The organism is Methyloligella solikamskensis (assembly GCF_042676065.1).
Taxonomy (GTDB): Bacteria; Pseudomonadota; Alphaproteobacteria; order Rhizobiales; family Methyloligellaceae; genus Methyloligella; species Methyloligella solikamskensis.
Window position 1 is genome coordinate 2,115,198 of sequence record NZ_JBHTJO010000001.1, and the last position, 25,373, is coordinate 2,140,570.

At 63.4% G+C, this 25,373-nt stretch carries 27 protein-coding genes; 8 read left to right on the forward strand and 19 right to left on the reverse strand.

What is annotated here, in order from left to right; all coding sequences use genetic code 11:
* Nucleotides 1-1,030 precede the first annotated feature (1,030 nt).
* Nucleotides 1,031-2,200, forward strand: a complete 1,170-nt coding sequence (locus tag ACFQ2F_RS10275; RefSeq protein ID WP_379089513.1) for an acyl-CoA desaturase — start codon at nt 1,031-1,033, stop codon at nt 2,198-2,200.
* A gap of 107 nt (nt 2,201-2,307) precedes the next feature.
* Here ACFQ2F_RS10275 and ACFQ2F_RS15295 read toward each other — a convergent pair whose 3' ends face one another.
* A complete protein-coding gene (locus ACFQ2F_RS15295) occupies nt 2,308-2,748 on the reverse strand; it encodes a hypothetical protein (RefSeq protein ID WP_449288918.1) in 441 nt (146 codons plus the stop codon).
* A gap of 220 nt (nt 2,749-2,968) precedes the next feature.
* Entirely contained in the window at nt 2,969-3,232 is a 264-nt protein-coding gene (locus ACFQ2F_RS10280) for a hypothetical protein (RefSeq protein WP_379089515.1), read from the reverse strand.
* Between the two features lie 332 nt (nt 3,233-3,564).
* On the opposite strand from ACFQ2F_RS10280, the gene ACFQ2F_RS10285 reads away from it, so the two are divergent.
* Together ACFQ2F_RS10285 and ACFQ2F_RS10290 are read left to right on the forward strand one after the other, a co-directional pair.
* Nucleotides 3,565-5,043 (forward strand): phosphotransferase, encoded by a 1,479-nt coding sequence (locus ACFQ2F_RS10285; RefSeq protein WP_379089517.1) that lies wholly within the window; start codon nt 3,565-3,567, stop codon nt 5,041-5,043.
* Nucleotides 5,044-5,154: 111 nt separating this feature from the next.
* Complete coding sequence (locus ACFQ2F_RS10290; protein ID WP_379089519.1) at nt 5,155-5,754, forward strand: cysteine hydrolase family protein; 600 nt, start codon at nt 5,155-5,157, stop codon at nt 5,752-5,754.
* 37 nt (nt 5,755-5,791) lie between these two features.
* On the opposite strand, the gene ppk2 is transcribed toward ACFQ2F_RS10290, so the two are convergent.
* The 3 genes from ppk2 to ACFQ2F_RS10305 all read right to left on the reverse strand — a co-directional run bounded on the left by ppk2 (nt 5,792) and on the right by ACFQ2F_RS10305 (nt 8,239).
* Entirely contained in the window at nt 5,792-6,772 is a 981-nt protein-coding gene (gene ppk2, locus ACFQ2F_RS10295) for a polyphosphate kinase 2 (protein WP_379089522.1), read from the reverse strand.
* Nucleotides 6,773-7,025: 253 nt separating this feature from the next.
* Nucleotides 7,026-7,574 carry a hypothetical protein gene (locus tag ACFQ2F_RS10300; RefSeq protein WP_379089525.1) on the reverse strand — a complete coding sequence of 183 codons (549 nt, stop codon included), beginning with the start codon at nt 7,572-7,574 and terminating at the stop codon, nt 7,026-7,028.
* Nucleotides 7,575-7,660: 86 nt separating this feature from the next.
* A complete protein-coding gene (locus ACFQ2F_RS10305) occupies nt 7,661-8,239 on the reverse strand; it encodes a beta-class carbonic anhydrase (protein ID WP_379089527.1) in 579 nt (192 codons plus the stop codon).
* 156 nt (nt 8,240-8,395) lie between these two features.
* On the opposite strand from ACFQ2F_RS10305, the gene ACFQ2F_RS10310 reads away from it, so the two are divergent.
* Nucleotides 8,396-8,596 carry a hypothetical protein gene (locus ACFQ2F_RS10310; RefSeq protein ID WP_379089529.1) on the forward strand — a complete coding sequence of 67 codons (201 nt, stop codon included), beginning with the start codon at nt 8,396-8,398 and terminating at the stop codon, nt 8,594-8,596.
* A 118-nt stretch (nt 8,597-8,714) separates the two neighbouring features.
* Here the strand turns inward: ACFQ2F_RS10310 and ACFQ2F_RS10315 are convergent, their stop codons facing one another.
* Nucleotides 8,715-8,897 (reverse strand): hypothetical protein, encoded by a 183-nt coding sequence (locus tag ACFQ2F_RS10315; protein ID WP_379089531.1) that lies wholly within the window; start codon nt 8,895-8,897, stop codon nt 8,715-8,717.
* Nucleotides 8,898-9,081: 184 nt separating this feature from the next.
* Between ACFQ2F_RS10315 and ACFQ2F_RS10320 the strand changes: the two genes are divergently transcribed.
* Complete coding sequence (locus ACFQ2F_RS10320) at nt 9,082-10,005, forward strand: leucine-rich repeat domain-containing protein (RefSeq protein WP_379089533.1); 924 nt, start codon at nt 9,082-9,084, stop codon at nt 10,003-10,005.
* 104 nt (nt 10,006-10,109) lie between these two features.
* Here the strand turns inward: ACFQ2F_RS10320 and ACFQ2F_RS10325 are convergent, their stop codons facing one another.
* The 3 genes from ACFQ2F_RS10325 to ACFQ2F_RS10335 all read right to left on the reverse strand — a co-directional run bounded on the left by ACFQ2F_RS10325 (nt 10,110) and on the right by ACFQ2F_RS10335 (nt 11,490).
* Nucleotides 10,110-10,583: a Gmad2 immunoglobulin-like domain-containing protein gene (locus ACFQ2F_RS10325; protein WP_379089535.1), complete on the reverse strand. Its 474-nt coding sequence runs from the start codon at nt 10,581-10,583 to the stop codon at nt 10,110-10,112.
* A gap of 118 nt (nt 10,584-10,701) precedes the next feature.
* Complete coding sequence (locus ACFQ2F_RS10330; RefSeq protein WP_379089537.1) at nt 10,702-11,199, reverse strand: putative molybdenum carrier protein; 498 nt, start codon at nt 11,197-11,199, stop codon at nt 10,702-10,704.
* 27 nt (nt 11,200-11,226) lie between these two features.
* Entirely contained in the window at nt 11,227-11,490 is a 264-nt protein-coding gene (locus tag ACFQ2F_RS10335) for a hypothetical protein (protein WP_379089539.1), read from the reverse strand.
* A gap of 140 nt (nt 11,491-11,630) precedes the next feature.
* On the opposite strand from ACFQ2F_RS10335, the gene ACFQ2F_RS10340 reads away from it, so the two are divergent.
* Nucleotides 11,631-12,392 carry a potassium channel family protein gene (locus ACFQ2F_RS10340; RefSeq protein ID WP_379089541.1) on the forward strand — a complete coding sequence of 254 codons (762 nt, stop codon included), beginning with the start codon at nt 11,631-11,633 and terminating at the stop codon, nt 12,390-12,392.
* On the opposite strand, the gene ACFQ2F_RS10345 is transcribed toward ACFQ2F_RS10340, so the two are convergent.
* Nucleotides 12,389-13,018 (reverse strand): glutathione S-transferase family protein, encoded by a 630-nt coding sequence (locus ACFQ2F_RS10345; RefSeq protein WP_379089543.1) that lies wholly within the window; start codon nt 13,016-13,018, stop codon nt 12,389-12,391. The two genes, ACFQ2F_RS10340 and ACFQ2F_RS10345, sit on opposite strands and share 4 nt — an antisense overlap.
* Nucleotides 13,019-13,170: 152 nt before the next feature.
* Here ACFQ2F_RS10345 and trmFO point away from each other — a divergent pair, with 152 nt between their 5' ends.
* Nucleotides 13,171-14,556 (forward strand): methylenetetrahydrofolate--tRNA-(uracil(54)-C(5))-methyltransferase (FADH(2)-oxidizing) TrmFO, encoded by a 1,386-nt coding sequence (gene trmFO / locus ACFQ2F_RS10350; protein ID WP_379089545.1) that lies wholly within the window; start codon nt 13,171-13,173, stop codon nt 14,554-14,556.
* Between the two features lie 15 nt (nt 14,557-14,571).
* Here trmFO and ACFQ2F_RS10355 read toward each other — a convergent pair whose 3' ends face one another.
* The 4 genes from ACFQ2F_RS10355 to yajC all read right to left on the reverse strand — a co-directional run bounded on the left by ACFQ2F_RS10355 (nt 14,572) and on the right by yajC (nt 18,505).
* Nucleotides 14,572-15,399: a phytoene/squalene synthase family protein gene (locus tag ACFQ2F_RS10355; RefSeq protein WP_379089547.1), complete on the reverse strand. Its 828-nt coding sequence runs from the start codon at nt 15,397-15,399 to the stop codon at nt 14,572-14,574.
* An 85-nt stretch (nt 15,400-15,484) separates the two neighbouring features.
* Nucleotides 15,485-16,435, reverse strand: a complete 951-nt coding sequence (secF, locus tag ACFQ2F_RS10360) for a protein translocase subunit SecF (RefSeq protein WP_379089549.1) — start codon at nt 16,433-16,435, stop codon at nt 15,485-15,487.
* Nucleotides 16,436-16,445: 10 nt separating this feature from the next.
* Nucleotides 16,446-18,038 carry a protein translocase subunit SecD gene (gene secD, locus ACFQ2F_RS10365; protein WP_379089551.1) on the reverse strand — a complete coding sequence of 531 codons (1,593 nt, stop codon included), beginning with the start codon at nt 18,036-18,038 and terminating at the stop codon, nt 16,446-16,448.
* An 89-nt stretch (nt 18,039-18,127) separates the two neighbouring features.
* Entirely contained in the window at nt 18,128-18,505 is a 378-nt protein-coding gene (gene yajC, locus ACFQ2F_RS10370) for a preprotein translocase subunit YajC (protein WP_379089554.1), read from the reverse strand.
* Between the two features lie 176 nt (nt 18,506-18,681).
* On the opposite strand from yajC, the gene ACFQ2F_RS10375 reads away from it, so the two are divergent.
* Nucleotides 18,682-19,554: an ATP-binding protein gene (locus tag ACFQ2F_RS10375; protein ID WP_379089556.1), complete on the forward strand. Its 873-nt coding sequence runs from the start codon at nt 18,682-18,684 to the stop codon at nt 19,552-19,554.
* Nucleotides 19,555-19,626: 72 nt separating this feature from the next.
* On the opposite strand, the gene ACFQ2F_RS10380 is transcribed toward ACFQ2F_RS10375, so the two are convergent.
* The 5 genes from ACFQ2F_RS10380 to tatC form a co-directional block, all read right to left on the reverse strand.
* On the reverse strand, nt 19,627-21,162 hold the full coding sequence (locus ACFQ2F_RS10380) for a peptidoglycan DD-metalloendopeptidase family protein (protein WP_379089558.1): 1,536 nt from the start codon (nt 21,160-21,162) through the stop codon (nt 19,627-19,629).
* 215 nt (nt 21,163-21,377) lie between these two features.
* On the reverse strand, nt 21,378-22,028 hold the full coding sequence (locus ACFQ2F_RS10385; RefSeq protein WP_379089560.1) for a protein-L-isoaspartate(D-aspartate) O-methyltransferase: 651 nt from the start codon (nt 22,026-22,028) through the stop codon (nt 21,378-21,380).
* A 78-nt stretch (nt 22,029-22,106) separates the two neighbouring features.
* Nucleotides 22,107-22,871, reverse strand: a complete 765-nt coding sequence (gene surE / locus ACFQ2F_RS10390) for a 5'/3'-nucleotidase SurE (RefSeq protein ID WP_379090671.1) — start codon at nt 22,869-22,871, stop codon at nt 22,107-22,109.
* A gap of 54 nt (nt 22,872-22,925) precedes the next feature.
* The gene (serS, locus tag ACFQ2F_RS10395) at nt 22,926-24,248 is read right to left on the reverse strand and encodes a serine--tRNA ligase (RefSeq protein ID WP_379089563.1); all 1,323 of its coding nucleotides are present in this window, start codon (nt 24,246-24,248) and stop codon (nt 22,926-22,928) included.
* A 351-nt stretch (nt 24,249-24,599) separates the two neighbouring features.
* Nucleotides 24,600-25,361: a twin-arginine translocase subunit TatC gene (tatC, locus tag ACFQ2F_RS10400; protein WP_379090673.1), complete on the reverse strand. Its 762-nt coding sequence runs from the start codon at nt 25,359-25,361 to the stop codon at nt 24,600-24,602.
* Between the last annotated feature and the right edge of the window lie 12 nt (nt 25,362-25,373).

Below are 25,373 nucleotides of genomic sequence, written 5' to 3' on the forward strand. Positions count from 1 at the left end.
CGGAGCTTTATCCGCTGGGGTTCCACCAACCTTATCCCCACCCGGGAAACCTGCCGTATCGTCCCCTCAACTCGTCCTGTTAAGGGGCGTTGTCGCGAAGGCGTTCGTGATGCGGGACGGGGTGCGGCGCCTGCGGGCGTGCCTTTTACGCGGGGCGCGCCCTTTCACATCGAAGACCACTTGGGCGGCGGCGGGGCTCCCCCGGAGCCATTACGAGCCCCTGCCAAGACGCACAGGTTTGAGTGCCGGCGTGTAGAGACCGGAGAATGACCGGGATCGAAGCGGGGGCCCCGCCGAAGACACCACCATGCGCTGAGCAAGCGGCCCGCGGATGCCCGGGTCGAGCCCGGGCATGACGGGTGAGGATGGGGCGGGCGCCTTCACGCTTAGAGGTGCCAACACACGCCCAGAGCAAGCGGTCAGGTAACGGCATGGATCACCGGGTCGCTCGACGCCTTGCCGGCGCTTTGCGCCGGGGCGTCGCGGCCCGGTGATGACGTGAGTGGAAGGCCTAGAGAGGTCCCCGCATGGCGGGCTTCGAGGCCCGGCTCTCATCCTGAGGTGCATGCCGAAGGCGTGCCTCGAAGGACGGCCGGGCATCCCGGATCGGGTCCGGGACAGGCTCTCAGCATGACGCGACGCGGATTGGGTTCGCTGGCCCTGGCCTGCACCCTTCGAGACGGGCCTTCGGCCCCCTCAGGGTGAGGAGATGGGCCGGTGCGGATGTCGGGCTGCTGGGCCGCCGCGTCAATCCTCATGGTGAGGGCGCGCCGGAAGGGCGCGCGTCTCGAACCATGAGCCCCCCACCGTTAGAGGAAGCGGCCTGCCCCGACCGCCCGATTTCCCCTTGTCCGGCCAGCCCCGCGTGCATATTTATGGGCTATCGGCGTTTCGCCGCAGGCTGACCGTTTTTCGCTCGCGCCCGGTCAGGCTTTTCCAACCATTCTTGAGACCACGGCAAGCAGGTTTTAGACTTCGCGCGTGCCGTAAGGTGCTCATTGCGCGGGCGCCGATGTGAGAGACTGACTGCATGGATCCCGAACACGAAGCGCCCCACGACGACGTCGTCTACCCTTCCGCCATTCCCTTCGTTCTGCTCCACCTGGCCTGTTTCGCGGCGATCTGGACCGGGGTGACGGTGGAAGCCGTGGTGCTGTGCATCGCGCTCTACTGGCTGCGCATCTTCGCCATCGGCGCCGGCTATCACCGCTATTTCTCCCACCGCGCCTATTCCACCAGCCGCGTCTTCCAGTTCGCGCTCGCCTTCCTGGCTCAGAGCACGGCGCAGAAGAGCGTGCTGTGGTGGGCGTCCAAGCACCGGCATCACCATCTTCATTCGGATACCGAGAACGACGTGCATTCGCCGCGCCATACGGGGTTCTTCTATAGCCATGTGGGGTGGATCTTCGCCGCCAAGCACGACGAGCCCGAGCTTGAGCTGGTCGGCGACCTGACGCGTTACCCCGAGATCGTATGGCTGCATAAGCTGGAGCTGCTTCCGGCGATCCTGCTGGCTGCGCTGTGCTTCGCCATCGCCGGGTGGTCCGGTCTCATCGTCGGCTTCGTCTGGAGCACAGTGCTGGTCTATCACGCCACGTTCTGCATCAACTCGCTCGCCCATGTTTCGGGCAGCACGCGCTACGTGACGGGGGACGATTCCCGCAACAACTGGCTGCTCGCGATCTTTACCATGGGCGAAGGCTGGCACAACAATCACCACGCCTATCAGAGCAGCGCGCGGCAGGGCTTCCGGCGCTGGGAGATCGATCCGACCTATTACATCCTGAAGGGTCTGGAGCGGGTGCGCCTGATCTGGGACGTGAAGACGCCGCCGGCCCATGTACTGCGCAACGAGCAGCGGCTCGGCTCCAAGGTGGTGCGCAAGGCGGCGGAGCAGCTCGCCGGGCAGTTCAACGCCGAGCGGATCGCCCTAGCGCTGGCCTCGACCTTGCGCAGCTCGGAGCTTTCCATGCTCCAGGCCCATCACCGCACCACCGAACTTTTGGCGACCATGCACCTGCCCCATATGCCGACCCGCGACGAGCTCGTGGCGACGGCGCGGCAGCTCTTCGCCAAGACGCCCTCCCTCGACGAGATTATCGACAAGGCCCACGAGATGTTGCTGGCCTCGGTCAGCGCGCGGCTCAACTCGGAGCTTTGTGAAGACGGCGGCGCAGCGGGACGCGGCTCGCGGTCTTAAAGTCTCGCTAGCGCCTCAGCCCAGATCACTCGGGTCACGCGACGCCGACCGGCGCATTACGCCGGGGCGTCGCGGCCCGGTGATGACGATAGTGGGGTGTCCGAGTCCTAAGCGCGGGCGGCGACCCAGACGCCGTTGCATTTGCCCGACGGGCCGACGCCATGCCACTTGCCTTGGGCCTGCTGGCGGCCGAAGCGGCCGGTGCCCCAGGCGGTGCGCGGGCCGGCGATGCCCTTGATCTTCACATTCCCGGCCGGCCCCACATGACCGCCGAGATGGATCTTGTGAAACACGAAGCGGCCGCCGGTGGCGGAGATCTCCCCGCCGGTCACAGCGACGTCGATCTTGATCTTTCCGCAATGGCCGGTGGTGGTCTGAAGCAGCATGTCCCACTTGCCGTCGAAGCGGCTGGCATGGGCCGACGGAACGGCGAGCAGCGCGAGAGAAGCGGCCGCGAGCGCGGCGACGGAAAGGCGGGTGGCGGTCTTATTGGTGACGGTCTTGCGAGAGGCAGTCTTGGTTTTGGTAGAGGCAGTCTGGGAAATCATCGTAGTCCTCATGAGTGAGGTGAGTGAGTTGACGCAACGCGTGCACGCCCGGTCCTTCGAGCCCTGCGTGCACGAGGCTTTTAAGCCTGCAACTCAAGAAGCTGCGCCCGTTTTGTTACCAAAAGAATACGACAAAACGCCCGGACCGTGAGGTCCGAGCGCTTCCGTTTGTCCGGTTTGGCGGATGCTTGTCCGGCGATCGGTCTGATCGTTCAGCCGCCTAGAACGTGATCCAGACACCGTCGCGGTAGTAGCCGCGGCCCTCGCCCGGGTCGCGCCAGCGGTAGCGGTCGGCCTGGGCCTGATCCCACTCCCAGTCGTCGCCATAGATATGGAGCTGGGCCCGGTTCGGGTAATCGTGCTTCTTCTTCACCCGCCAGCAATCGCCGGCTTCGTTGCAGACCACGGCGGCCTGCGCGCTGCTCGTCACGATGATCGCCATGCCCAGCAGGGCCGTGGCACCCAATACAATCGCTTTCAGCATCGTTCTTCTCCTCCTCCTCGCGCCTCGAAACCAAAACGCCGCGTCTCGCGGTTTGGTTGCGCAGGAGAATCCCGACAACTTTCTTCAATTTCAGTGGTTTAGCGATCGCGCGTGGATGCCTGGGAATGGATCGCCACGACCCGCACTGCCCTGGCCTTCCAAAAGACCCAGGAAGATTCGGCAATCGTTTTGCTCTAAACATGACTATTTTAGTCTTGTTTGTCACAAAACCGTTACCTAGACCGGAAGAAGGGAAAAAATCGTTCTGGTTCGGTGATTTGGACGGGTTTCTTAGGGCGTCGGCCGACCTCATTCGGCATGCCATATTACGCTTGCGGAGGCCTTTAGGCTTCACCCACCGCTATTGCCGGATCGCTCTCTTCACTGCCGCGGCGCGACTTCTAGAATTCGCCGCCGGGCAGAGTCTCTGGAGCGCGAAGCTCCATGAACTGTCCGCGCGCGATTACGCCCGCGTAGACGCCCTTCCCTCGGCCATCGCCGCTTACGAGACTGCAACCGCCTATCCCGGCAGTCCGGCCGCCTGGCATCTGAAGCTCGCGCAGCTGCTGATAAAGTCCAAGCATTTCAAGCAGGCCGCGATGGCCTATGAGACTGCAGTGTCGCGGGACGGCAGGGAGGCGTCGTGGCATTACGAGCTCGGCCGTGCCCACGAACTCTCGCAAAACTGGGCCAGCGCGGAGGCGGCCTTCGCCGGCGCGGTCGCGCGGGACGATGTGCGCGCAGATTATCACGCCAAGGTCGGGCAAATGCGCAGCTTCCAGCAGAACTGGGACGGCGCCACCGAGGCCTATCTCGCCGCGCTTGAGCGCGATCCAGACAAGGAGAACTATCGCTACCAGGCGGCCCGCTATCTCTCTCAGGCCGGCCGTGCGGCCGAGGCAGAGGAGATCATGGAGCCGGTCTGCGCGGAGAACGACGCTCTGCTGCGCGACTTTCTGAAATCCCGCTATCCCGGCCAGGACGTCCCCTTTAGCGCCCGCACCATGCTGGTAGGCGGCGCCCAGACCCGCTCAGCGAGAGAGATTCAGGTGGAAGGGCCGAACGGGGTGGAGCTCTTCTTCGAGCATACGGTGCAGGATCCTGCCCGCAGCGCAGGCCGCCGGAAGTTCTACGAAGACATGTGGCAGGCCACGGGCCGCGGAACGCCGGACCTTCTGCCGGAGCTGCATCACTATGTTGTCGGCGCGCGGTTCGCCTATTTCCTCTACGACTTTCTGCCAAGCCATACCTCGGCCCAGCCCCTGGACCGGGCTCAGTCGATGGCCATCGTGGACCGGCTCAGCGAGATCACCACGCGGCTGCTGCCGATCCTCGGCGAGCCGGACAACAAAGCGGCGATCTATGCGCAGATCAGCCATGTGAATGCGCAGACCTATCTCGCGGTGGCAGCGCGGCATCATGCAGACGGGCCGGAGGAGGCGGAGGATCTGCGCGCGCTTTCGGCGCGATGGCCGTCGCACAAGGCGAGGTTCAAGGCGCTGCCCCAGACCCTCGTTCATGGCGATCTGCATCACGGCAATCTCCTTCTGGATCACGCGGGCCGGATCAAGATCATCGATTGGGACCTGAGCGGGGTTGGGCCGATGGGCCTAGATCTCGTCCACTTCTTCGCCGGAAGAATCGACGCGGACGGGCTGGATGATCTCGCCGACCGGTATTTCGACGCGGTGGAGCCAGCGTTCAGCCGGTCAGACCGGCGCTACACGGTGGCCCTTCTGTCTGTGATGTGGTCGATCGCCAAGAACCGGCGCCCGGACCAGAAATGGATCCACGCGCTGGCGACAGCGTGAGGCGAAAGCCGTTCCCCATTCCTCGTGCTTCAAGCCACCGAAGATGACGCCCGCGATCTGCTATAAGGGCGGAAAACCAAACGCGCCCAATCACTCTAGGGAGGAACGAGAATGGCCGGACCGACTTTGCGACACCTGCTTGTGCTGCCCGATGCCCCTGCCCCCATTTCCGACAGCGTGCTGGTGCTGATCGACTGTCAGCAGACCTATCGCGAAGGCATCATGAAGCTTGAGGGCGTGGAGCCTGCGCTTCACGAGGCCGCGGTGCTGCTCAAGCGGTTTCGCGATGCAGGCCGGCCGGTGATCCACATCATGCACGACGCGGGACCGGACACGCCTTACGACGTGAACGCGCCGATCGGCCAGATCGCGGAATCCGTCGCGCCGATCGAAGGCGAAACGGTGATCGTGAAAAACCTGCCGAGCTCGTTCGAGGGTACGGACCTGGACGATGAGCTGAAGCGGCTCGGCGCAAAGAACGTCGTCTATGCCGGCTTCATGACCCATATGTGCGTGAACTCGACCGCGCGGGCCTCCTTCAATCGCGGCTATGCCACGACGGTGGTGGCGAACGCCACGGCCACGCGGGACCTGCCCGAACGGTGGGCCGGTAAGACGGTGCCGGCGGCAGAGGTGCAGGAGGCTAGCCTCTCGGCCCTTGCAGATCTCTTCGCGGTCATCGTGCCGGACACGGGCGCGCTAAAGGACTGAGCTTCCACGCCTGGGCGGGAAACGTCTCCATCAAGCCCTAATAGACCGCCGGCACCCAGCGCTGGCTGTCCTTGGGGGGACGGACATAGCCCGTCTCCTTCTGGCGCGGGGTGAGCTCGATGGGCGGGCGCTCGATCTCCTGATACGGGATCTGGGAGAGAAGGTGCGAGATGCAGTTGAGCCGCGCCTTCTTCTTCACATCGGCATTCACGACATACCAGGGCGAGAACTCGGTGTCGGTGTGCTCCTGCATGATGTCCTTGGCGCGGGAGTACTCGACCCATTTCTCGCGGGACTTCAGGTCCATGGGCGAGAGCTTCCAACGCTTGATGGGGTTTTCGATGCGTCCCTTGAAGCGCTTCTCCTGCTCCTCATCGGAAACGGAGAACCAGTATTTGATGAGGATCACGCCGGAGCGGATCAGCATCTCTTCGAAGAGCGGGGTCGCTCGCAGGAACTCCCAATACTCCTCCTCGGAGCAGAAGCCCATGACGCGCTCCACCCCGGCGCGGTTGTACCAGGAGCGGTCGAACAGCACGATCTCTCCGGCAGCCGGCAGTTGGGGGACGTATCGCTGGAAGTACCATTGGGTCTTCTCGCGCTCCGTCGGCGTGCCCAGCGCCACGACCTTGCAGACCCGAGGGTTCAGACTCTCGGTGATTCGCTTGATCACGCCGCCCTTGCCGGCCGCGTCGCGCCCTTCGAAGATCACGGCGACGCGCAGGCCCTGGCTGCTGACCCATTCCTGCAGCTTGATCAGCTCGAACTGCAGCTTCACGAGCTCGTCGATATAGTCGTATTTCTTCTTACCGGACGTCTTTGCCTTCTTGGGTCCCTTGGCCTTGATCTTCTTGCCGTTCGCGTTGGGCTTCTTCTTCGACTTCTTTGGAGGCTTGCCGTCGGCACCCGGCAGATGCCAGTGGCGCTCGATCTTGTCCTCTTCTATCACGTCCGCGCGGACTTCACCGTCATCCGGCCCGTCCTTCGCGCCCTGATGGACTCCATTCGCTTTTGTCATGATGCTCACCCCCGGCCCGGCACACGCGTCGCGTGCCAATCTTTTCGATTCCACGCCGATAACTTGAGAAGTCAAGGCGGCCGAGTCAGACATCGTCAGGGTTTCAGCGCCGTTTGCTTGGAGTGCGAAAACTTTGCCCAAGCAGAAGCGTTTCAAACAGAAGCGCTTTACTCAGACGCTGCTTCAATTCGAGGCGGTCATATGGGCCGATGAACAAATAAGTTGCACGCCGCGATTTTGCGCGCAAACGCCGTTAATCCGCGCCGATCAGTTCAGGTGGGACGTTTCTCGGGTCGAAGTTCTTCGCCTTACCGTATTTCACCTGGCGCCAGATGATAGGCCCACCGATGAGGAGGATGACGACCACCATAAGCGTGCCGTTTAGGCTCGGCCCGCCGGCGCCTAGGGAGGCGAAGAAGAACCCCAGCATGACGACGGCGAGCAGGCCGACGATGGTCCAGGCGATCCACAGCCCCGTGCTGCCGGCGATGAAGTCGGCTTCTGGGTTGGCGTCGGCAACCTTCTCCGCCAGCCCGCGGATCAGCGGAGCATAGGTGCCCCGCCGATCCTCGAAATTGCCGAGGCTGATATAGCTGTGGGAGCGGATCTTGACGCCGCTGCCGCCTTTCCGCTCCACCGCACATTGATAGATGCGGCCACCATAGGAGGCGTAGTCGATGAGCTGGAGGCTCCCGATGGCTGCGTAAGGAATACGCCCCTGCTTGCCCTTGTCGTCGCGCCATTCGAGCGCGTCCGGTTCAAGCGACCAGCTCCGTTCGCGATCGGTGATCGCATTGCGCACGCGATGTGTCAGCTCCCCCATAAGGCGAGTTTGGCCGAGGCCGCACCCGCCGTCCAGTCTCCTTCCGTGACAGGTCGCCTTGAGATCTATGCCTTTCCGGCCCGGGTGGCCTCGGGCACCTCGATCAGCTTGCCGCTCTTCACATCGTAGATGTAGCCATAGATGGGCACATCGGCTGGCACCAGCGGATGAGACCGGATGCGCGCCACGTCGGTGGTCACGCTCTCCGCCTGATCGGCGATGGTCAGCCAGTCGATGAAATCGCCTTCCGCCGAACCGGGTCCCTGGCCAACATCCTTCCAGCCGTCGGGACCGATCTCCGCCGTGTCCAAGCTCTGCTTCAGAAGCCCGCGCATGATGTCGTCGGTGAAGGTTTCCATGCCGCAATCGGTGTGGTGAACCACGAACCACTCATTGGTGCCGAGCAGCTTATGGGAGATCACCAAGGAGCGGATGGCATCGTCGCTGGCGCGGCCGCCGGCGTTGCGGATAACATGGGCGTCGCCCTCGGCGAGGCCCGCGAACTTTGCCGGGTCGAGCCGCGCATCCATGCAGGTCAGGATGGCGAAACGGCGTGCCGGCGGCATGGGGAGCTCGGCCTTGTCGCCGAAGCTTTCCGCATACTCCGAATTGGCGCCTAGAACCTCATCGCGAGTCTTGGACATTCCCTCCTCCTTCGTTTTGTCTTTTGGGTTTGAACGGCAAACTTTGACATGGGAGCGCCGCCCGCGTCACCGTCGGTGGTAGTGCTTGAGCGGAGCCTGCAGAAGCGGCTATCGTCCGCGCCGAATTCCTAATCTCATTGTTGAAAGACACTGCATATGACCGAGAACCTGTCCCTGGACGAAGTCGAACGCCGCATTCAGATCGTGGAAGACAATCTGCGTGAGCTGCAGGAGCAGGCGGCGGCCTTCTCGGGTGCGGCCGATGAGGAGCGCAACGCCCAGCGCATCGCCGATCAGCAGGAGAAGCTGGACAAGCTGATGGCCCAGCGCGCCGAGCTGATGGGGAAAGACGGCTAGCCTATTAACAGAGCGTCATCCTGAGGTGCTCGCCAAGCGAGCCTCGAAGGGTGGCGCCCATGCTTCGAGGCACGCCTGCGGCGTGCTCCTCAGCATGACGATGATGAGTTGGGGAAGCCTACTCGGCCGGGATGGTGACCGTGCCGGTGCTCTTGCAGTCCGAAAAACTCGGGGAATCGCCGTATTCGAGGCAGGAGGCCGCACCGTCGGTCGGGCCCAGAGACATGGGCATGGGCTGACGCTCTTCAGTCACGCAGCCAGCGAGGGCCAACGGTACCAGTAGAATCAAAAAGCGCAGCACGGGGTCTCTCCTTTTCCGCAGCATTGCGGTGCTTCGAAGCGTTCAACTGATAGATATTACGCGATAAGCCCTTTACAAGACGTTCGCGCGGCGCCCAGGGCATTTCGCAAGGGTGCAACCTATCTCGGGACCAACGCCGATGGGGCCATTCCGATCCCTTTCTACCGTAATTTTTCTGCTCGTTTTGGCGGTTTTCTTCTCGCCTCTGGTCTCCGGACCTCTCCAGGCGGCCGATGCGGACGGCACGATCGTCAATGCCGTGCCGGAACCGGCGGATGCCGCGATTAGGGATCTCGAGCGGAAGGCGCTGATTGCGTTCTACGAGGCGCTCGGCGGGCCGGACTGGATCCAGCGGGACTTCTGGGCGAGCGACGAGCCTGTCGGACGATGGCACGGGATCGAAACCGATTCAGACGGTTACGTCGTCCGGCTCACAATCTACGACAATAATCTCGAAGGGCGCATGCCGGGCGCTATCTGCGATCTGGAGCGGCTGCACACGCTCCACCTCTCCTTCAACAAGATTTCCGGCCGCCTGCCCGAGGGGTTCGGACGGTGCCGGGCGATGAAGAATCTCTGGCTGAAGGGCAACAAGATCACCGGGTCCCTGCCCGACGGCGTGGCGATGCTGCCGGAGCTCGAATATCTCGATCTTCACGCCAACCAGATGTCGGGAAAGCTGCCCGAGCGCTGGGCGACGCCGAAGCTGGAGATCTTCCGCGGCGAGGACAACGACTTCACCGGCAAGCTGCCGGCAGCGCTCTTTCAGCAGCAAGCGCTCAAGGAGATCTTCCTGCACAACAACAAATTCAGCGGGAAGCTGCCGGGCACGCTGAGCCAGGCGAGGAGCCTGACCTCCCTGCTGCTGGCCAACAACCGGCTGACGGGATCGATCCCGCCAGATATCGGCGGGCTCACGAAGCTGACCGATCTCAGGTTGAACCGGAACAGGCTGACGGGCGAGATCCCCGAAAGCCTGGCGGAGATCGCGCCACTCCAGGTGCTGCGGCTGGACCACAACAACTTGTCGCCGCCCGTGCCTGAGGGGCTCCAAGAACGGCTGACAGTCTTCGATGTGTCGGGAAATCCGAAAATCGACGCGGACTGATCATTCCGTCACACCGGCAAGAGCCGGTGTCCAGCGTCATGGCGCAGAGCAAATGGCTGGATTCCGGCTTGCGCCGGAATGACGGCTGATGATCTAGCGTAAGACTATTCGCCTTCGGGCTGCTGCAGCACCAGGGGAAGCACGGTACGGCCGGGCGGGTTGCCCTCGCCGTCGGAAGCGTCCTCGCCCATCACTTCGAGATGGCCGACCTGGCGCTTGTCGACCTCATAGGTCACGTCGAAATCGAACGTGCCGGCGCCGTCCACGCCGCCGCCAGACGTGTGGCCGCTTGCCAGCTCGGAGCCGTCGGCGCCGATCAGCTTCCACTGCACATTGCTCTCGAAAGTGCGCGAGCAGCCGGTGACGCCGAAGCCGGTGCGGACGCGATCGCCGGCGCGCGGGGTCATCACGATGACGAAGGCGGCATCGTCGAGGGCGCCGTCGTCGTTCTCGCAGTTCTTCGGATCGGGGTTGGGCTCGTACCAACCGCTCATGGCCGACGCGGGCTGGGGCTGGGCCGTCAATGCGGCCAGGCCAAGCGCCATCGCCGCCGCAATACCAAAAGTAAAATGCTTCATCGCCTCCTCCATCTCAGGGCTTGGCCGACTCCTCCCCGGGCCGGCGGCGTCAAACTACGCGGGCGCGCGGGCGCTGACAACGATTCGCTGGGGTTCGGCCGCCGCTTCTTGTTTTCCGCTAAAGCGCTTCCAGAAGGCCGGGCAGAACGTTCTTCGCTTTCTCGTAGATGCCGGGCGCCTCGCTTTCACGCGGGCCGCCGATGCCGATCTGGAAATCCTGGTCGACCGTGTGGGCGGTGAGCAGCTCCGTCAGCCAGACGCCGGCGCGCTCCACGTCGTCCTCGCTCTCCGCGTTCATCACCATAAGGGGCTTGTCGTATTTCTCGGCGAAGCCTTCCGCGAGCTTCGCCCCCTTGGAGCCGGCAAGGCCCGACCCATCGGTGATCAGCAGCACGGCGTCGCTGTCGCGCACGTTCCATTCGGTGCGCTGGGCGGGGTCTTCAGACGGTGTCTCGCGAAGCTTCGGATAGGCGGCGAGCAGGCCCGGCGGCTCGGTCATGTCTTCCGCCCAACCGCCGCGGGGGCACCAGCCGCCATAGTCGACGTCTTCTTCCAAGGCGACATCGAGGGCGGCGCGGTCCACGCCTGTCTGTCCGCCAGTGATGATCAACGCCATATGATCTGTCTCCCTGCTATGCTTACGCTATCTTCGGCGCAGCCATTTCAGCGCGCCTTCGCTCATGCCTTTGAACTTCGGATCGCCGTCGAGACGGCCCACGAAAAGCTCTGACGGCTTCGCCTCCCGCTTCACCGCATGATAGAGCCGCGACTGGGGCGCCGACGTGCGGACGAGATAGAGTCCGGGCGCAAGCCGGACTGTGTCGGCACCCTCGAGGATACCCTCATCGTCCGCATCGGAGGTTAAGGCAACGACATAGAGCGCCGCCGATTCTTCATCGCGATCCATTCACGGGCAAACGGAATAGGCGGCGGCTGCGTTCCCATCGGGTCGGCAGAGGCGCGAGGGCTTTCGGCAGTGCTCGGGTTGGCAACGGGCAAGAGATAAGCTAGAGGCTGGCGACCGCCGCCCCCAAGGATAGGCAAATTTTGCGCGAACGCTTGAGACAGCTCTATTTCGGACGGAGCCAGGCCGCCCACCGTTTTCGGTTCGGGCTGCTGATCTTCGATGCGATCACGGTGGCTTTTATCGTCGCCACGTCCTTCCTGGAGCGGTCCCTAACGATCGAAGTGATCGACGTTACGATCGGTCTGGTGGTGCTCACCGACTTCCTTGCTCGCATCTACGCCCATGAGAAGCCATGGAAGGAATTCACCCATATCTCCACCTGGGCGGATATCGTCGCCATCATCTCGTTCCTGGCGCCGCTGGCCGACGAAGGTTTCGCGTTCCTTCGCATCCTGCGCACGCTGCGGCTGCTGCACACCTATCAGATGATCTCGCGGCTTCGGCAGGAAAGCGTCTTCTTCCGCCGGAACGAGGAAGCCGTGGTGGCCGTCGTCAACCTCTCGGTCTTCCTCTTCATCATGACCTCGGTGGTCTACGAGACCCAGCACTGGCGGAACCCGGCGATCGACAACTATGTCGATGCGCTCTACTTCACGGTAACGGCGCTGACCACGACGGGATTCGGCGACATCACCCTGGAGGGGTCGATTGGCCGGCTTGTGGCCGTGGTGATCATGATCTTCGGTGTGACCTTGTTCTTGCGGCTGCTGCAGACCCTGCTCCGCCCCTACAAGGTGCGCCACCCTTGCCCGTCCTGCGGCTTGCAGCGCCACGAGGCCGACGCAGTCCACTGCAAGGCCTGCGGCGAGCTACTCAAGATCCCCGACGAGGGGCGGTACTAATCTCCCGCCGTCGCCGCTGCGAGCTCCTGGTCAAGGGAGAGCGTACGCTGCAAAGCCGGCCGGGCCACGAGCCGCTCCACATAGGCTTCGAGCTCCTGCATCTGGTGCAGCAGACCGAACATCATGCCCCAGCGCAATGTCGAGCCGAGCACGACATCGGCGGCTGTAAACCGATCGCCCAGGAGATACTCCCCCTCACTGACCGCTTCGCGCAGGACGTCCAGCACGAGGTCGAAGCTGCCGTAGCCCAGCGTGCCGCTGAAGGGCTCCTCTTTGCGCGGATAGGCCTGATCCGTCATGGCAGGCTCCAGACAGCCGGGGCTGAAGAACAACCATTTTAGATACTGGCCGCGCGCCGGGTCGCCCACGGGGACGTTTAGGCCCGCTTCCGGGAATTCGTCCGCCAGATAGGTGCAGATGGCGGCCACCTCGGTCACGACCGCATCGCCGTGGCGCAGCGCCGGCACCTTCCCCATGGGGTTGATCTTGCGGTATTCGGCTTGGCGTTGAATGCCGCTTTGCAAGTCCAAAACCTCAAGCTCATAGGGCTCGCCCAGCTCCTCGAGCATCCATCGGGCGATGGACGAGCGTGTCGGCGCGGCGTGATAGAGCGTCAACGATGCCATGTTTTCTCCTCCCAGTTGCCAACACTTCCTAACGCCCAATCGGGGCTCCGGCGTGGCAGGCGGCTTGTAGGTGACTTGTGGGTGACTTGGCGAGCGCTTGGCGCCCATCGCCCGGCTTGCAGCGAAGGGCCGTTCCCGATAGCCAAGAGCTCATGAAACCAATTCACGTTATCGGTGGCGGCCTGGCCGGCTCCGAAGCTTCCTGGCAGGCCGCGGAGGCCGGGGTCCCGGTCGTGCTGCACGAAATGCGTCCCGTCCGCGAGACCCATGCCCATCAGACGGGCTCGTTCGCCGAGCTGGTCTGCTCCAACTCGTTTCGCTCCGACGATGCGGAAACCAATGCGGTCGGCCTGCTGCACGAGGAGATGCGCCGGGCGGGCTCGGTGATCATGGAGGCGGCCGATGCCCATAAGCTTCCCGCCGGCGGCGCGCTGGCCGTGGACCGCGAGCGGTTTGCCGCTGCGGTCACGGAGCGCCTGGAAGCCCACCCCAATATCGAGATCGTGCGGGAGGAGATCGAAGGCCTGCCGCCGGCCGACTGGGACAACGTCATTGTGGCGACCGGTCCCCTCACCGCCGAGAAGCTCGCGAACGCCATCGGCGAACTGACCGGCGAAGCCGAACTCGCCTTCTTCGACGCCATCGCCCCGATCATCCATCGCGAGAGCATCGACATGGACATCTGCTGGATGCAGTCCCGCTATGATAAGCCGGGCCCCGGCGGATCGGGCGCGGACTACATCAACTGCCCCATGGACAAGGAGCAGTACGAGCGGTTCATCGATGCGCTGATCGAAGGCGAAAAGACCCAGTTCAAGGAATGGGAGGCGAACACCCCCTATTTCGAAGGCTGCCTGCCCATCGAGGTGATGGCGGAGCGCGGTCGGGAGACCCTGCGCCACGGCCCCATGAAGCCCGTCGGGCTGACCAATGCTCACAAGCCGGACGAGAAGGCTCATGCGATCGTTCAGCTCAGGCAGGATAATGCGCTAGGCACGCTGTGGAATATGGTCGGCTTCCAGACCAAGCTGAAATATGGGGCGCAAACCGAGATCTTCCGGCTGATCCCCGGCCTCGAGAAGGCCGAGTTCGCCCGGCTCGGCGGGCTGCACCGGAACACGTTTCTCAACAGTCCCAGACTCCTGGACGGACAGCTTCGCCTCAAGGCCGAACCTCGCTTGCGCTTCGCCGGCCAGATCACCGGCGTGGAGGGCTATGTGGAATCGGCGGCCATCGGTCTGGTCACGGGCCGGTTCGCGTCCGCCGAGCGGCTTGGCAGCACGGGCTTCCCGCCCCCACCCACAACGGCGCTGGGCGCGCTGGTGGCCCATATCACCGGCGGGCATCTGACGTCGGACGATAACCGCTTCCAGCCCATGAACATCAATTTCGGGCTGCTGCCGCCCCTCACCGAACCGGTCGAGAAGGTGAAGGGGAAGAAGGCGAAGACTCAGGCCCGCAGGAAGGCCATGACCGCGCGGGCCTTGCGGGATGTCGACGCGTGGCTGGAAGGCGCCCCGGCCGTTGCCGCCGAATAGACTCTTGAGTCTTCGCTAGGGCCGCCAGGTGGTGAGCCGCCAAAGCCGGTGGAGCGGATTGATATCCGCAAGATCCGCCATGGGGTCTTCTATCGCCTCCAACGCCTTCAGATAAGGCTCCACCAGGGCGAGCGGCTTGAAGGCGGCTTGGGCCTGTTTCGGCAATGCGCGGATCAGGGGCTTGGCGGTTTCGAGCTCTTCTCGGGCCTGGCGGCGCAGCTCGCTCATCAGCCCTAAAAAGGTCGGGTCCGCGTGACCGGCCATGAGCCGTTGATCGGCCCCGGTCTGGAGGCTCTGGACGGGAAGATAGAGGCGGTTCTGGGCTGCATGAACCGTCACGGCCCGCATCAGCCCCGTCAGCCCGTAAGCGCGGCCAGCGGCACACGCGGCGGGTCCTGCCCTCTCCCGATCACACCCCAGACATTCGCATGCCAGCAGAAAGGCTTGGCCGGCCGTGTTGTCGAGATAGATGAGGAGGCTCGCGCTGTCCGGCATGATGCGTTCCAGCACGTCGAAGCGGCGCGCATCGATCATCGGATCGAGCCGGGATGCGGGAAGTTCGTGGCGCTGCAGAGCCGCGCCCATTGCATCGGCGACCGGGTGGCCTGTCGCCTCCCCGGAGGCGGCGACCTGCATGGCGTCCCGCCACCATTGCAGGCGGATCTCACCTAGGGTCGGCTCAGTCACCTCGTCGGCGATCTGGGCGAGCTCGGCATTGAAGGCATAGAGGGCGAACAGCGCATCCCGGGCGCCGGCGGGCGCGAAGAGCGCGGCGAGATAGCGGTCGGGATCCTTCTCCCGCGCCATCTCGCGAATGATCTTGCGCCGTTCGGCGTCGTCCAAAGCTGAAGCTCCCCTCATCCGCTCCACTCTATCGGGATCGGAAGGCTGCCACGGCTTGCGGCTACGCTGAAGTCTTAGGAGTCGCCTAGACGCTCGCCGGGACTCCGGATTTCGGACGTTTCGTGGTGGACGAAGCGCCCCAATCCCGGCGCATGCCCAGGATCAGCAGCAGCGGCGCGGCAACGAAGATCGAGGAATACGCGCCCACGATGATGCCGAACAGCATGGCGATATTGAAGTTCTCGATCACCTTGCCGCCCCAGAGATAGAGCGCCAGCACCGCCAGGAAGGTGGTGAAATGGGTCAGCAGGGTACGGGACAAGGTCTCGTTGATGGCAAGATCGATCAGATCGGCCATGGGCAGCTTGCGGTATTTGCGCAAATTCTCGCGGATACGGTCGAACACCACGACCGTATCGTTCAGCGAATAACCAATGATGGTGAGAATCGCAGCGAGGGCCGCCAGATTGAACTCGAGCTGCAGGACGCAGAACAGGCCGATGGCGCCGACCACATCATGGGTCAGCGCGGCGATAGCCGCCACAGCGAACTGCCATTCGAAGCGCAGCCACACATAGACGAGGATCGCCAGCATCGCGACGACCACCGCGATGGTGCCCATATAGATGAGCTCCGACGAAATCGTGGGGCCGACGGTCTCCACGCGGCGATACTCGACATCGTCGCCGAGCGCCGCCTTGACCTTGTCGACCGAGGCCTGCTGGGCCTTCTCGCTCCCCTGCTCCTGGATACGGATCAGCACGTCGTTGGGCGCGCCGAAACGCTGAATCTGCACCTCACCGATATCAAGCGTGTTGAGGGTCTCGCGCAAGGATGCGAGATCCGCCTCCTCCGTCTTGGTGCCAATTTCGATCAGCGTGCCGCCTTCGAAATCGATGCCGAAATTCAGGTCGTAGACCTGCAGGGCCACCAAGGACAGGATCATCATCAGGGCAGAAACGAAGAAGCTGATGCCCCGCATGCCGACGAAGTCGACCTTCGTATCCGGCGGGACGAAACTGAAGCCTCGAAACATCGCGCGTCTCCTAAATCGGCACGACTTGCGGCCGGGTCCACCGCAGCCAGAAGGATACGATCATCCTGGAGAAGGTCACGGCGGTGAACATCGAGCAGACAATGCCGATGCACAGGGTCACGGCGAAGCCGCGCACCGGGCCGGACCCGAGCCAGAACAGGACCAGGGTAGAAATCAGGGTGGTGACGTTGGAGTCGATGATGGTGGCCATGGCACGGGAATAGCCCGCATCGATGGCCGCTAGGGGCGATTTCCCGCTCCTCACCTCCTCCCGTATTCGCTCGAAGATCAGCACGTTGGAATCGACCGAAATACCGATGACCAGCACGATACCGGCGATGCCGGGCAGCGTGAGGGTCGCGCCAATCAGGGAGAGCGCGGCGAAGATCAGCACCGCGTTCAAGAGCAGCGCGAGATCCGCAAACAGTCCGAACAGGCCGTAGGCCAAGACCATGAAGACCATCACGGCAATGACCGCGATCACGGCGGCCCGCTTGCCGGACGCGATGGAGTCGGCGCCGAGGCTCGCGCCCACGGTGCGCTCCTCGATGGGCGTCAGCTTGGCGGGCAGCGCGCCGGAGCGCAGCAGAATGGCGAGGTCATTGGCCTCTTCCACGGTGAAGTTGCCGCTGATCTGACCGCTGCCGCCCAGGATCGGCTCCTGAATGCGCGGCGCGGAGATCACTTTGCCATCCAGCACGATGGCGAAGGGCAATCCGACATTCTCCTGGGTCGCACGGGCGAAGCGCTTGGCGCCGGTGGAATCGAAGCGGAAGGAGACGATGGGCTCGCCGGTGCGGCCGTCGAAGCCCGGCTGGGCGTCGACGAGGTTCTCGCCCGAGACCAGCACCTCATCCTTCAGCACGTACGGGATCTTCGGGTCCTCATCGGCGGAATAAGCCAGGATGGAGCCTGCCGGCGGACGCTTGCTGGCCTCGACTTGCTGGGGATCGGCGGATGGATCCACCATTTGGAAATCGAGCTTGCCGGTCTCGTTGATCAGGCCTTTGAGGCGCTGCACGTCCTGAATGCCCGGGAACTGCACGAGAATGCGGTCGCGGCCCTGACGCTGAATGCTGGGCTCGGACGTGCCGAACGCATCGATACGGCGGCGGATGGTCTCGATGGAGGACTCGATCGCGCCGTTGATGCGTGCATTTAGGCCCGCCTCGGTGATGGCCAGGGTGACGGTGCGGTTATCGCCCTCCTGCACATCGATGTTCTTCTCGCCACCCATGCCGAAGCCGGTGGTGTCGATCGGCACGGAGAGCTCGTCGAGGGCGGAGACGGCCTTGTCGAAGTCGGAATTTTCTCTGATCCGCACCGAGACGCTCTTGGACTTCGGGTTGGATTGGAGATTGGTGTAGCCGATCCGCTCATCGCGGAGCGCGGAGCGCGTCTCGCCACGCAGCGTCTTCAGCCAATCGTCGACCAGCTGCTGCTCGTCGATCTCGTAGAGAAGATGGGCGCCGCCTTGCAGGTCGAGGCCGAGATTGACCTGCTTATGGGGCAGCCAATCCGGCACCTCCGCCATGGTCTTGGCCGGGAAAACATTGGGCAGTGCGTAGGCCACGCCGAGAATCACGACGAGGAGAATCAGCACCACTTTCCATCTTTGGAAATGCAGCATCGCCGCAGAGCTCCGGGTTGACTAGACGATAAGGCCGATCGGGCGAGAGCAGGAGACGCGCATCAGGACGCGCTCCCGCGCTTCGAACGGCTGCCGCCGGTTTTGGTCGGCGTCTTTTCGTTGTTGTTGGCGGGCTCTGGCTTGCCGCGCACCTCGGAGATGGTCGATTTCAGCACGCGGATGCGCACGCCCTCGGAGACTTCGATCTGAATCTCGTCGTCGTCGACCTTGGTGATCTTGCCGAGAATGCCGCCGGCGGTGACGACATTGTCGCCGCGGCGCAGATTCCCGATCATCTCCTGATGCGCCTTCATCCGCCGTTGCTGCGGACGGATCATCAGAAAATACATGATACCGATGATCAGAACAGTCGGGATCAGGAGACTATTGAAATAGTCCATGGCGCCCGGAGCAGCTTGGGCTAAGACCGGCTCGATCATTTGCTCCCATCCCTCGTATTGCTTTAATTATGGCCGCCCAGTCGAAGGGCTTGATAAAGGAGGAAAACCCCTCCTCGTGTTGGCCGCGACTATAGCCAGCTAACGCGCCTTTGCAACGGCTGTGAAGGCATCGTAAAGCCTGTTTCTCGCAACCTCCCACCCGGTAGATCGCAACGATGGCTTCGCAGACGGATACGGAGAGCCTTTTGGCTCGAATAGCGGATGCTTTGGACCGCCTGGCTCCGGCGCGCGCAGAGGCGCCCGATTTCGACCGTGCGGAGGCCTTCGTATGGGCTGCGGAGCGGGAAACTTTGCAGCCAGTCGATAGCATCAACCGCCAGCCATTGCCCCTGCTGAAGGGCATCGATCACATGCGCGATGCCTTGGTGGAGAACACCGAACGCTTCGCCCACGGGCTTCCCGCCAACAACGCACTGCTGTGGGGCGCGCGCGGCATGGGCAAGAGCTCGCTTGTGAAGGCGGTGCATGGATCCGTCGCCGCACAGGTGGCGGACGATGCGGACACGCCGGATCTCAAGCTGATCGAGATCCACCGGGAGGATATCGGCTCCCTGCCCCAGCTCCTACATCTCCTGAAAGAGGCGCCCTACCGCTTCATCCTGTTCTGCGACGACCTCTCCTTCGAGGCCCAGGACACGTCCTACAAGTCGCTAAAGGCGGTTCTGGAAGGCGGCGTGGAAGGGCGCCCCGAAAACGTGATCTTCTACGCCACCTCCAACCGGCGGCATCTTCTGTCGCGGGAGATGATAGAGAACGAGCAGTCGACGGCGATCAATCCGTCGGAGGCGGTGGAGGAATCCGTCTCCCTGTCGGACCGGTTCGGGCTGTGGCTCGGCTTCCACAATTGCAGCCAGGACGAATACCTGCAGATGGTCCGCGGTTATGCGGAGCATTACGGGCTCGACATCCCGGACGAGGAGTTGAAGCGCGAGGCGCTCGCCTGGGCCATGGGCCGCGGCAGCCGCTCGGGCCGTGTCGCCTGGCAGTATATCCAGTCGCTCGCGGGCCGCCTCGGCAAGCGGTTCTAAGGAGCGCCGCCCCAACGAAAAAGGGGCGAGCCTTGCTCACCCCTTCCCCACGATCTCTCCTGAAATCGATGGCTAGTTCGCGCCGGCGGTCGCGGTGCTCATATATTTGAGCGGATCGACCGGACGGGAGCCCTTGCGCAGCTCGAAGTGAAGCTGCGGCTGGCTGACCGAGCCGGTGGCGCCGGCCTGGGCGATGGTCTGGCCGCGGGTGACCTTGTCGCCCCGCTTGACCGTGACGTTCTCGTTGTGGGCGTAAGCCGAGACCCAGTTGTTGGAGTGCCGGATCAGCACCAGGTTGCCGTAGCCCTTCAGCTCGTTGCCGGCATAGGCCACGACACCGTTCTCGGCCGCCTTGACCGAGGTGCCCTGGGGCACGGAGATGTCGATACCGTCGTTATGACCGCCGTCGGCGCGGGAGCCGAACTTCGAGATCACCCGACCATTCACGGGCCAGCGGAAGCGCTGACCGGACATGGGATCGGGAGACGGCAGGGTCTTGGTGCTCGCCACCTGGCTGCCGCTCTGGCTCTGGCTGGGAGACGGCGTGCTCGCTGCCTGCTGCTTCGGCTCGTCCTTCTTGGCGAAGTCGGGCGACTCGATCTTCTGGGTGCGCACGACCTGGACGTTGTTGTTGCTCTCAGGCGCCTTCGGCTGAGGCTTGGGCGCGGATTGCGCCTGCACCGTCGGCTGAGGCGCGCTGCCACCGCTCGGAATCTTCAGCTCCTGGCCGATCTGCAGGCTGCGCGCATTGGTAATATTGTTCGCGCTCGCCAGAGCCTGCTCGCTCACGCCATGCTTCTTGGCAATGGAGTTGAGGCTGTCACCGGCCTGGATGATGTAGGAATCGTCGCCCACGGTCGCGCCTTTGGCCGGGATCACGATCTTCTGGCCGGCCGTCAGGCCGATGCCCGACAGGTTGTTGGCCTTCTGGATCGCCTCGACGGAGACGCCGTAACGGAGCGAATAAAGATAGAGGCTATCGCCATTCTGCACGGTGATGGTCTTGGAGCCCGGGCCCGTGAGCGTCGCGCGATCGGCCGAGGCGACCTGGCGCGGCGGCATCGTGGGCTGCTGGACGGGCTGCTTCGGCGCGGGCGGCGTATAGACCGCCTGCTGCACCGGATATGTGTTGGTCGAGCCGGAATAGGTGTTGGTATTGGCGTTCGGCCGATACGACACGGGCGTCGGCTTGTAGCTGTTGCCGCCGCTATAGGAATTCCCGCTGCTGTAGGAATTGTTCGAATAGCTGTTGCTGTTGCCGCCGTAGCTATTGCTACCGCTGCTGCTGCCATAGCTGCTGTTGCTCGCGTAGCTGTTGCCGCTGTGATAGCGGCCGCGGCTATCGAAGCCCGGCGTGGTACGCGGCGGCGTCGTGCTGGCATAATTGCTGGAGCCGCCGCTTCCGCCGTAGACGGACTCCGGCGGCACGGGGCCGAGAGAGGCGGTCGTGGTCTGGTCGTAACCTGCCCCGCCATTGCTCGAAAGATTGTATGCCGGATTGTCGAAGCGGGAGCTGTTGCTGCAGCCCGCGACACCGGCGGTGGCCATGGCGGCAGCGGCCAAAATCGCGCCGCGCCCAAGGGTCGACCAGAACGCCGTTTCCCTCATTCCCAGAAACCCCCGTACTCGAAACTCGCTACTTGAAGAGGCAGTTAAGCGCTTATGCGGTAAACAGCGTCTTAACACCGATCTCTGTTTGACTTGGACGGGCACGAATCCGCTGTTCTTTTCGTCCGTCATGGCGTCTTCCGCTCCGCGCGGCTCCGATCCGTTGCCCATCGCTGTGCCGTCCTTCGCCCGCGCGTTCCTGATGATCTCTTCGCTCATGAGCGTTTCACCCGTCCCTTCACCAGGGGCACGAATCGGACGGGCAGAAGAGATCTTTCCGTGAATTCGTCGTCTTCGCCAAATTTGTCGACTTGGATGAGAGATTGGGAATCCCGGTTCTCGCCGATGGGGATGATCATCCGCCCGCCGACCTTCAGCTGATCGACCAAGGCTTCGGGCACTTCCGGCGCTGCCGCGGTGACGATGATCCGGTCGAACGGCGCCTGGGGCGGCCAGCCGATCCAGCCATCGCCGATGATGGTGCTGATATTGTCGATGCCGAGCTCTTCGAAATGCTCGTCGGCGAGCTTCTGTAGCTCCCGGTAGCGCTCGATGGTGTAGACGTGGCTGCACAGCTTGGAGAGCACGGCCGCCTGGTAGCCGGAGCCGGTGCCGATCTCGAGCACCTTATGATGCTCCTCCACCTCCAGCTTCTCGGTCATGAAGGCGACGACGTATGGCTGGGAGATGGTCTGCCCGCACTCGATGGGCAGCGCGATGTCCTGATAGGCGTGCTTCAGGAAGGACGGCTCGACGAAGATCTCGCGCGGCACGAGCTCCATGGCGCGCAGGACACGCGTGTCGCGGATGCCGCGGCGCCGGAGCTGCATGATCAGCCCGATCTGGTCTTGGGCGCTTGCCGCCATTAGGGGACTGCTCCGAATCAGAGTCGGTCCCAGAATATCCAATGATTCTAGGCGTCCGCGCCACGACTGCGTGACAGACTAGCTTTCGAGCGCCTTTTGCAGCTGCTCGCAGGTCGGCTGATGGGTGAAGTCGAGGCAGAGCGGCGTCACCGAAATAGCGTTCCGCTGCACCGCCCAGATATCGGTGCCTTCCGGCGGCGCGGACATCTGGCGGTTGATGCCGATCCAGTAATAGGCGCGGCCGCGCGTATCCATGCGGTCGTCGATATTGAGCAGGTCGGGGTCGCGCTGGCCCTGGCGGGTGATCTCCATGCCCGTCACCTCGTCGGGCTGGCAATCGGGAAAGTTCACGTTGAGCAGGATGCCTTGGGACCATTCGGAATCCAGGAGCTGCTTCACGAGCTTTGCGCCGTGGGCGAGCGGGGTCTCCCAGATGGGCACCCCCTGCTCCATGGGACCCGTCACCAGGCTCAGCGCAATGGAGCGAATGCCGAGCAGTGTGCCTTCGATGGCGCCGGCCACGGTGCCGGAATAGGTCACGTCGTCGGCGAGGTTCTGGCCGCGGTTCACGCCGGACAGGATGAGATCCGGCGGATGATCCAGCAGGAGCGAGCGCACCGCCATGATGACGCAATCAGTGGGCGTGCCCTTCACCGCATAGCGCTGCTTGCCGAGTTCGCGCATGCGCAGAGGCTCGGCGAGGGTCAGGGAATGGGACGCGCCGCTATTGTCGGTCTCGGGTGCTACGACCCACACGTCGTCGGAGATCTCATGAGCGATCTCCTCCAGCACCTCGATGCCGGGCGCTTCGATACCGTCGTCATTGGTGAGGACAATTCGCATGGTCACCTGCTGTTTTCTTGTTCGGACCGTATTCCTGAATCAATTCCGCAGGGCTCAACGTGCGGGCGGATCGATTCTTTCCATGCCCCCCATATAAGGCTTCAGCACGTCGGGAATGCGAATGCCGCCGTCCTCGTCCTGATAATTTTCCATCACGGCGATCAGCGCGCGCCCCACCGCGACGCCGGAGCCGTTAAGCGTATGGACCAGACGATTGTCCTTGGCGTCCTTCACCCGGTAGCGGGCGTTCATGCGGCGGGCCTGGAAATCGCCGCAGACCGAGCAGGATGAGATTTCGCGGTAGGTGTCCTGCCCCGGCAACCAGACCTCGATGTCGTAAGTCTTGCGGGCCGAGAAACCCATGTCCCCGGTCGACAGGGTCACGACGCGATACGGTAGCCCAAGGCGCTGCAGCACCGTTTCGGCGCAGCCGGTCATGCGCTCCAGCTCGTCGAGGGACTGATCGGGGGTCGTGATGGAGACCATCTCGACCTTGGAGAACTGATGCTGGCGGATCATGCCGCGTGTGTCGCGGCCCGCAGCCCCGGCCTCGGCCCGGAAGCACGGTGTGAAGGCGGTGACGCGCTTCGGCAGGGAATCCTCCGGCACGATCTCCTCGCGGACGAGATTTGTGAGCGGGACTTCGGCGGTCGGGATGAGCCAGAGGCGGCCGGCTTCTTGCTCGCCGTCTTCGAGCCGAACGGCGGCGAACTGGTCCTCTTCAAACTTCGGAAGCTGCCCGGTTCCGAACATGGTGTCGTCGCGGACGAGAAGCGGCGGCGCCACTTCCGTGTAGCCATGCTCGCTCGTGTGCAGGTCGAGCATGAAATGGCCCAGCGCCCGCTCCAGCCTGGCAAGCGCGCCCTGCAGCACCACGAAGCGAGCGCCGGACATCTTGGCGGCTGTCTCGAAATCCATCAGGCCGAGCGCCTCGCCGAGCTCGAAATGCTGCTTCGCCTCGAAGCTTAGCTTGGGCAGCTCACCCCATTTCCGAATCTCGACATTGGCGTCTTCGTCCGGACCGACGGGCACGTCGTCGAGGGGCATGTTGGGAATTCCGGCCAGCAGCTCGTGAAGCTCTGCATCGATGGCGCGCTCGGCGTCCTCGCCCTGCTTTACCTCCTCCTTCAGTCCGGCCACCTCGTCCATGAGGGTTTGGGCCAGCTTCTCGTCCTTGGCTTGCTTGGCCTTGCCGATCTGCTTGGACGCGGAATTGCGGCGCTCTTGGGCGTCCTGCAATTTCTGAATCGTCTCACGCCGTTGTTCGTCCAGCTTGAGGATTTGATTCAACTGGGCTTGGGGATCGTCGAAGCCGCGGTCGGTCAAGCCTTGCACGAAGGCGTCCTGATTATCGCGAATCCATTTGATATCGAGCACGAGGAACCCTGTTCTTTTCGCCGCTGAAAGTCGCCTCCCCTATACGGCCATAGCCGCGCTTTGTCATGGGGGTGCCTCCTTGTGACTCCGTCATTGCCGGGCTTGACCCGGGCATCCAGGAGCACAAGCTCTAGTGCCAGCCGCCCTGGATTGCCGGGTCAAGCCCGGCAATGACGTGCGAGGGATGGCGGGGCCTGCATGTTTCGAGACGCGGGCTGCGCCCGCCCTCACCAAGGAGAGATCAGGGTGCGTGTGGCCCCTCAAGCCGCGAGCATAGCATTTCGCCTCACACTGAGGGGGCCGAAGGCCCGTCTCGAAGGGTGTAGGCCCACAGGCGTGCCAAAGGACCCCCTACTCGTCGTCGGACGTGTCGTCGTCGTCCGTCTGGTTCGCTTTGGCGCGTTTTTTCTCGGCCATGGAGACCGAAAGGATCGACAGCTCGTAGAGCAAGATGGTGGGGATCCACAGAGCAAGCTGGCTGATGGGGTCCGGCGGGGTCAGCACGGCAGCGATCACAACCATGACCATGATGGCGTGGCGCCGGTATTTCCGGAGCCAGTCGGCGGTGATGATGCCGGCGCGGGCCAGAAGCGTCAGCACCACGGGAAGCTGGAAGCAGACGCCGAAGGCCAGGATCAGCGTCATGATGAGACTCAGATACTCGCTCACCCTCGCGGTGAGCGCGATCGTCACCCCGTCGTCTCCCGATTGCTGCATGGAGAGGAAGAAGGTCATGGCGAGCGGCATGGCCATGAAATAGACCAGCGCCGCGCCGATCAGAAACAGGATGGGCGTGGCGGCCAGAAACGGCAGGAAGGCCTTGCGCTCGTTCTTATAAAGGCCCGGCGCCACGAACATGTAGAGCTGGCTGGCGATCACCGGAAAGGCGATGAAGACAGCGCCGAACAAGGCGAGCTTCATCTGGGTAAAGAAGAACTCCTGGGGCGCGGTGTAGATCATCTCGATGGGCGTATTTACGCCCGCCGCCCAGCGATAGGGCCAGAGCAGGAGATTGTAGATCTGCTTGGCGAAGGCGAAGCAGACGATGAAGGCGGCGCCCACCGCCAGGATCGACCACATGAGCCGGCGGCGCAGCTCGACCAGATGGTCCATCAGCGGCGCTTT